Annotated in this window: 5 protein-coding genes; 1 reads left to right on the top strand and 4 read right to left on the bottom strand. The window is 69.9% G+C overall.

What is annotated here, in order from left to right:
- Positions 1 to 14: 14 nt before the first annotated feature.
- Both coaE and rpsA read right to left on the bottom strand, forming a co-directional pair.
- The gene (gene coaE / locus Apa02nite_RS05835; protein ID WP_203824126.1) at positions 15 to 1,208 is read right to left on the bottom strand and encodes a dephospho-CoA kinase; all 1,194 of its coding nucleotides are present in this window, start codon (positions 1,206 to 1,208) and stop codon (positions 15 to 17) included.
- A gap of 175 nt (positions 1,209 to 1,383) precedes the next feature.
- A complete protein-coding gene (gene rpsA, locus Apa02nite_RS05830) occupies positions 1,384 to 2,889 on the bottom strand; it encodes a 30S ribosomal protein S1 (RefSeq protein ID WP_067704299.1) in 1,506 nt (501 codons plus the stop codon).
- A gap of 320 nt (positions 2,890 to 3,209) precedes the next feature.
- Between rpsA and Apa02nite_RS05825 the strand changes: the two genes are divergently transcribed.
- The gene (locus Apa02nite_RS05825) at positions 3,210 to 4,025 is read left to right on the top strand and encodes a class I SAM-dependent methyltransferase (protein ID WP_203824125.1); all 816 of its coding nucleotides are present in this window, start codon (positions 3,210 to 3,212) and stop codon (positions 4,023 to 4,025) included.
- 39 nt (positions 4,026 to 4,064) lie between these two features.
- Here the strand turns inward: Apa02nite_RS05825 and Apa02nite_RS05820 are convergent, their stop codons facing one another.
- Positions 4,065 to 4,442: an ArsR/SmtB family transcription factor gene (locus Apa02nite_RS05820; RefSeq protein ID WP_067704888.1), complete on the bottom strand. Its 378-nt coding sequence runs from the start codon at positions 4,440 to 4,442 to the stop codon at positions 4,065 to 4,067.
- A gap of 256 nt (positions 4,443 to 4,698) precedes the next feature.
- Positions 4,699 to 7,395 carry a DNA polymerase I gene (gene polA, locus Apa02nite_RS05815; protein WP_203824124.1) on the bottom strand — a complete coding sequence of 899 codons (2,697 nt, stop codon included), beginning with the start codon at positions 7,393 to 7,395 and terminating at the stop codon, positions 4,699 to 4,701.
- Positions 7,396 to 7,403 lie beyond the last annotated feature (8 nt).

Here is a 7,403-nt window from a genome sequence, read left to right as displayed (position 1 = left end):
CCGCTAGCAACCGCTCAACCCGACACGAGCTCCGGCGGCTGCCACCCCGTGCTGAGCGCCCAGTCGTCAGCCGCCCGCGCCTCCTCGTCGAACCACGGCTCCTTCGCCGCCGCATACCCCGCACGATCCGCGAACCGCAGCGCCAGCGACGCCTTCGCCGCCGCGTACGCGTCCCGGGCCGCCGGCACCGCGCGCAGGTGGTCGCGCATCAGCAGCGCGAACCGCCACCCCGGCGACCCGGCCACCCGCACGTGCAGGATCACCGGCCGTCCGGGATCGGCCGAGCCGTACATCCGCTTCGGCCAGGTGTGCCCCGGCAGCCGGCGCGCGTTGTCCGCCCACTCCCCCCGCCGAGCCGGGAACCCGGCCGCGGCGAGCCGCTCGGTGAGCGCGTCGGCGGCGTCCAACGTCCGTACCGAAAGCATCAAATCAATGATGTCCTTGGCCGGCAGACCTGGCACCGCGGTCGATCCGATGTGGTGCACGTCGGCGGAGCCGAGGTGCTGCCGGAGGCGGGCGATCAACCGCGCGGCGGACGGCGCCCAATCCGGGTCCGGCGGCACGATACACAGCTCAGGGGCCTTGCGTGCGGCGGTCCGCAGGCGCACGTTGCGCTCGAAGTCGACAAGGCGATCGCGCCACAACTCATCGACCCGGGCGTGCAGCGCCGCGAGGTCCTCCTCGTTGGGCAGGACCACGTCGGCCGCGGCCCTCCGGGTGGCGTCGTCGGCCTGCGCGCCGATCCGGGCGGCGGCCTCCGCCGCCGACATGCCACGATCGCGGATCAACCGCTGGATCCGCACGTCCCGGTCCGCCGCCACCACGATCACCATCTGGTACGTCGGCGCCAGCCCGGTCTCCACCAGCAGCGGCACGTCATTGACCACGATCGCGTCGGGCGGTGCGGCCCGGACCAGCTCGGCGGTGCGCGCCCGGACCCGGGGGTGGATGATCCGTTCGAGGCGGCGGCGGGCCTGTTCGTCGCCGAAGACCTTCGTCCCCAGCGCCGGACGGTCCAGCGCGCCGTCCGCGGTGAGCACACCCGCACCGAACTCGGCGACGATCTCGGCGAGCCCGTCGGTGCCCGGCTCGACCACCTCGCGGGCCAGCCGGTCGGCGTCGATGATCACCGCGCCGCGCTCCGCGAGCCGTGCCGAGACGGCGCTCTTGCCGGCGCCGATGCCACCCGTGAGACCGACCATCAGCATGGGATCAGTATCCCGGTCCGGCGACCGGACGGCGCGGCGAGGACCGGTCACGACGCGGCGAAGGGCACGTGGCGGAAAACCGGGCGCCCCGGGATGCGAAAAGACCGCCCCGACCGGAGTCGGGACGGCCCTTCACGTTGTTACCGGAGCATTCTCACCGGAGCAACCGGGTGGGTCAGCTCTTGCCGCCGGCCAGCTTCTCGCGCAGGGCGGCGAGAGCCTCGTCGGTGGCCAGCGTGCCCGCGGGCTCCTCGGCAGAGCGCGTCGGGGCCGACGAGCTCGACGAGGAGGACGAGGACGACGTGGTCACGCCACCGACCGGAGCCGGGTTGAGCGCAGCCTCGGCGTCGGCGTCGCGGGACGCCTGCACCTGCTTGGTGTGGGCCTCCCAGCGCTCGCGGGCGTCGGCGTACTGCTTCTCCCACGTCTCGCGCTGCTTGTCGAAGCCCTCGAGCCACTCGCCCGTCTCGGGGTCGAAGCCCTCCGGGTAAATGTAGTTACCCTCGGCGTCGTACGTCGCGGCCATGCCGTAGAGGGTCGGGTCGAAGTGCTCTTCACCCTCGACGAAGCCCTCGTTGGCCTGCTTGAGCGACAGCGAGATCCGGCGACGCTCAAGGTCGATGTCGATGACCTTGACGAGGACGTCGGAGCCCACCTGGACGACCTGCTCGGGCAGCTCGACGTGCCGCTCGGCCAGCTCGGAGATGTGCACCAGACCCTCGATGCCGTCGTCCACGCGGACGAAGGCGCCGAACGGAACCAGCTTGGTGACCTTGCCCGGCACGATCTGGTTGATCGCGTGGGTCCGGGCGAACTGGCGCCACGGGTCTTCCTGGGTCGCCTTCAGCGACAGCGAGACGCGCTCGCGGTCCAGGTCGACGTCCAGGACCTCGACCTCGACCTCCTGGCCGACCTCGACGACCTCGGAGGGGTGGTCGATGTGCTTCCACGACAGCTCGGAGACGTGCACCAGGCCGTCGACGCCACCCAGGTCCACGAAGGCACCGAAGTTGACGATGGAGGACACGACGCCCTTGCGGACCTGGCCCTTCTGCAGCTTGTTGAGGAACTCGGTGCGAACCTCGGACTGCGTCTGCTCGAGCCAGGCGCGGCGGGACAGAACCACGTTGTTGCGGTTCTTGTCCAGCTCGATGATCTTCGCCTCGAGCTCGCGGCCGACGTAGGGCTGCAGGTCACGGACGCGCCGCATCTCGACCAGCGAGGCCGGAAGGAAGCCACGGAGGCCGATGTCCAGGATGAGACCACCCTTGACGACCTCGATGACCGAACCGCGGACGACACCGTCGTCTTCCTTGATCTTCTCGATCGTGCCCCAAGCCCGCTCGTACTGAGCGCGCTTCTTCGAGAGGATCAGGCGGCCTTCCTTGTCCTCCTTGGTGAGGACGAGGGCTTCGATGTGGTCACCGACCGACACCACTTCCGCGGGGTCCACGTCGTGCTTGATCGACAACTCGCGCGAGGGGATGACGCCCTCGGTCTTGTAGCCGATGTCGAGCAGGACCTCGTCCCGATCGACCTTGACGACGGTGCCCTCGACAATGTCGCCGTCGTTGAAGTACTTGATGGTCTCGTCGATGGCTGCGAGGAAAGCTTCCTCAGAGCCGAGGTCGTCGACGGTGACACGGTTGGCGCTCGAGGTGGCCTCGATGCTGCTCGTCATGTGGACAGTTGCTCCGAACGGATGGATTTGTGGTGTCTCTCGCACTCAGCGGAACTGCCGCCGGTGTAACACGAACGAGACGACCCAACCCAGAGAAGCAGTTTGATCATTGCCAGTCGATCATGTCGAGACCGGCGGCCACGGAACCTGCTCCCTGCCGAGGCACACGTTCCGCGAGCGCATCGACTAGCTTACCGTGCGCATTACCACAGGTTGCAAGCCCTCCTGAGTACCGAGGCACATTGTTAGGCAACAACCCGTCAGCATGACTGTTTTATGCCGAATAGGGACGCCTGACACGCCTGCCGTACCGTTGCCGGGTGATCGAGATCCCCAAAAAAGAGCCGTCCGCGCACCCCCGGGTGACCGAGGATGAGACGCGCCACGCCAACCGCGCCTGGTGGGATCTCGACGCCGACGAGTATCAGGACGAGCACGGCGCCTTCCTCGGCGACGTGGATTTCGTCTGGTGCCCGGAGCGACTCCGGGAGGCGGATGCCCGGCTGCTCGGCGACGTACGCGGAAAGCGGGTCCTGGAAGTCGGAGCCGGCGCCGCGGCCGGAGCCCGGTGGCTGAACCGGCAGGGCGCCCACGTGGTCGCACAGGACCTCTCCGCGGGCATGCTGAAGCACGCCCGCGACGCGGCCACCCGCAGCCGCGTGCGCGTGCCGCTGGTCCAGTCGGACGCGCTCGCGCTGCCGTTCCGCGACGACGCGTTCGACATCGTCTGCACGGCCTTCGGCGCGATCCCGTTCGTGGCCGACTCGGCCGCCGCCATGCGTGAGGTGGCCCGGGTGCTGCGGCCCGGCGGGAGCTGGGTGTTCTCGGTCACCCACCCGATGCGCTGGGTCTTCTGGGACGAGCCGGACGAGAGCGGCCTGCTGGCCCGGAACTCGTACTTCGACCGGTCGCCCTACGTCGAGCGGGACGACCGGGGCCGGGTCAGCTACCTGGAGCAGCACCGCACCGTCGGCGACCGGATCCGGGAGCTGGTGGCGGCCGGCTTCGTGCTCCGTGACCTGATCGAGCCGGAGTGGCCGGAGGGTCACGAGGAGACCTGGGGGCAGTGGAGCCCGCTGCGCGGCCGGCTCTTCCCCGGCACCGCCATCTTCGTCAGCGACCTGCCGGCCCGCTGACCCCGTCCGGTCGCTGATCTTGCTCGGCGCGGCGCGGGATCAGCGCTGGCCAGGGGGCCAGGGCGTGGTGTTCAGCAGGCTCGCCAGCAGGATCAGCGTGGCCGGGACGGCGCGGTAGTAGACCCAGGTGCCGCGCCGGTCGCTGTCCACCAGACCGGCCTCGCGCAGGATCCGCAGGTGGTGCGAGATGGTCGGGCCGGTCAGGTGGAACGCGCTGCTCAGGTCGCAGACGCAGATCTCACCGTCCGGCGCGGACGCGATCATCGAGAGCAGCCGGAGCCGGACCGGGTCGCCGAGCGCCTTGAACATCGCGGCGAAGGTGCTGGCGCTGGACGCCTCCAACGGCGCCGTGCCCAGCCCGATCCCGTCGACCGGAACGGCCTCGAGGCCGACACCTGCCGAGGAGAGTGGCGACAGCGGCGGGCCGCCGAACCGGGCTTTTTCGGAGGACAGCGGCGGAGCGGACGGATTCATGGTCTGCTCCATCGACATCGATCGGCTCGACATCGGTCCAGCCTCGCAGATCTGAGCAAGTCACGAAGGCCCCGGGGTGCCCGAAAGAGCGTCGAGACGCCCGAACGACCCCAAAACCCCGCCAACCGTCACCCGGTCGGGCCACCGCCGGGCGCGGGCCCGGCGGTGGTCGCGGGTCAGCGCGCGGCGGTGCGGCGGGTCAGTGGTCGGCGCCGTTCCAGTCGCGGCCGGTGCCGACCGAGACCTCCAGCGGGACGGCGAGCGGATAGGCCGCGCCCATCTCCCGGCGGACCAGCTCCTCCAGCGGCTCCTTCTCCCCCGGCGCCACCTCGAAGACCAGCTCGTCGTGCACCTGCAGCAGCATCCGGGAGGTCAGCCCGGACGAGGTCAGTGCCGCGTCCACCTTCAGCATCGCGAGCTTCATGATGTCGGCCGCGGAGCCCTGGATCGGCGCGTTCAGCGCCATCCGCTTGGCCATCTCCTGCCGCTGCCGGTTGTCGCTGGTCAGGTCGGGGAGGTAACGCCGGCGGCCGAGGACGGTCGCGGTGTACCCGTCCTTGGTCGCCTGGTTGACCACCGTCTGGAGGTAGTCCCGCACGCCGCCGAAGCGCAGGAAATACTCCTCCATCAGCGCGTTCGCCTCGGTGGTGGAGATGGTGAGCTGGTTCGACAGGCCGAACGCGCTCAACCCGTAGGCCAGGCCGTAGTTCATCGCCTTGATCTTGCGGCGCTGGTCGGCGTTGACCTCGCCGAGCGGCACGTGGAAGACCGACGACGCGGTGACGGCATGGAAGTCCTCGCCGGAGTTGAACGCCTCGATCAGCGCCACGTCCTCGGAGAGGTGCGCCATGATCCGCATCTCGATCTGGCTGTAGTCGGCCGTCATCAGCTGCTCGAACCCGGCGCCGACCACGAAGGCCCGGCGGATCCGCCGGCCCTCCTCGGTGCGGATCGGGATGTTCTGCAGGTTCGGGTCGGTGGACGACAGCCGGCCGGTGGCGGCCACCGTCTGGTTGAACGTGGTGTGGATCCGCCCGTCGTCGGAGGTCGACTTGAGCAGGCCGTCCACCGTCGACTTGAGCTTGGCGACGTCGCGGTGGCGCAGCAGGTGGGCCAGCACCGGGTCGCCGGTGTCGGTGAACAGCTTCTGCAACGCGTCCGCGTCGGTGGTGTACCCGGACTTGATCTTCTTGGTCTTGGGCAGCCCGCGCTCGACGAAGAGGATCTCCTGGAGCTGCTTGGGCGAGCCCAGGTTGAACTCCCGGCCGACCACCTCGTGCGCGCCCTGCTGCGCCGATTTCACCTCGGCGGCGAAATTCGACTCGAGCTCGGAGAGGTAGTCGGTGTCGGCGGCGATGCCCTGGCTCTCCATCTCGGCCAGCACCGCCGACAGCGGCTGCTCCAGCTCGGCGAGCAGGCGCTGCGACTCGCCGCCGTCCTGGGACAGCTCGGCGATCAGCACGTCGGCCAGGTCCAGAGTGGCCCGGGCGCGCAGCATCACGCTCTCCTCGGCCGCGGTGTCCTCGTCGACGCCCTCGAAGGAGAGGGTGAGCTGGCCGTCGTCCGGCGCGTCGACCTTCAGCTCGCGCTTGAGATAGCGCAGGGCGAGGTCGGTCAGGTCGTAACCCCGCTGGTCGGGTTTGGCCAGATAGGCCGCGAGGGCGGTGTCGGTGGTGACGCCGGCGAGCGTCCAGCCGTGCGCGCGGAAGGCGAGCAGGATCGGCTTGGCGTCGTGGAACACCTTGGGCCGGGCCGGGTCGGCGAGCCAGGCCGCGACGGCGCGCTCGTCGGTCTCGTCCAGCGCGGCCGGGTCGAACCAGGCGGCCGGGCCGCCACCGGTGGCCACCGCGATGCCGCTGACCTGGCCGGTGCCACGACCGAACGTGCCGGTGACGGCGACGCCGACCGGCGCCGCGGCCGCGTGCTCGGTCAGCCAGGCGGCCACCCCGCCGGTCGGCAGGACCTGAGCCTCCAGGTCGAAACCGGACTCGGCCTCGGGCTCGACCGCCTCGAGGTACGAATAGAGCCGCTCGCGCAGCACCCGGAACTCCAGCGCGTCGAAGAGCTGGTGCACCGCCTCGCGGTCCCACCCGGCCCAGCGGGCGTCCTCGGGCCGCAGCGGCAGCTCCAGGTCGCAGACCAGCGCGTTGAGGTCGTAGTTGCGCAGCACCTCGGCGAGGTGGGCGCGCAGGCTCTCGCCGGCCTTGCCCTTGATCTTGTCGGCCTGGGCGACGACACCGTCCAGCCCGCCGTACTCATTGATCCACTTGGCCGCGGTCTTATCGCCGACGCCGGGCACACCGGTCAGGTTGTCGCTGGTCTCGCCGACCAGGGCGGCCTTGTCGCGGTACCGCGACGGGGGCACGAAATACTTCTCCTCGATCGCCGCCGGCGTCATCCGGCGGACGTCGGAGACGCCCCGGCCCGGGTAGAGGATGGTGACCTTGTCGGTGGCCAGCTGGAACGCGTCCCGGTCACCGCTGGAGATCAGCACGTCCATGCCGCCCTCGCGGGCCTGGGTGGCCAGGGTGGCGATGACGTCGTCGGCCTCGTAGCCGGGCTTCTCCACCACCGGGATGCGCAGCGCCTCCAGCACCTCCTTGATCAGGCTGACCTGACCCTGGAACGGCTGCGGGCTCTCCGAGCGGGTGGCCTTGTAATCCGCGTACTTGTCGGTGCGGAAGGAGTGCCGGGAGACGTCGAAGGCGACCACGATGTGCGTCGGCTTCTCGTCGCGCAGCATGTTGATGAGCATCGACGTGAAACCGAACACCGCGTTCGTCGCCTGACCGGTGTGGGTGGAGAAGTTGTCCACGGGCAGCGCGAAATACGCCCGGTACGCCAACGAGTGGCCGTCGAGCAGCAGCAGGCGGGGGGTCGTAACGTCGTCGCTCACGTCCAGGA

It is taken from the genome of Actinoplanes palleronii, assembly GCF_016862315.1.
In the GTDB taxonomy this organism is placed as follows: Bacteria; Actinomycetota; Actinomycetes; order Mycobacteriales; family Micromonosporaceae; genus Actinoplanes; species Actinoplanes palleronii.
This window is presented reverse-complemented; position numbering and strand designations above follow the sequence as displayed.

What these genes read in the sequence shown, in the direction of transcription:
- coaE (WP_203824126.1), bottom strand. Translation starts at nt 1,208, where the DNA reads ATGCTGATGGTCGGTCTCACGGGTGGCATCGGCGCCGGCAAGAGCGCC.
- rpsA (WP_067704299.1), bottom strand. Translation starts at nt 2,889, where the DNA reads ATGACGAGCAGCATCGAGGCCACCTCGAGCGCCAACCGTGTCACCGTC.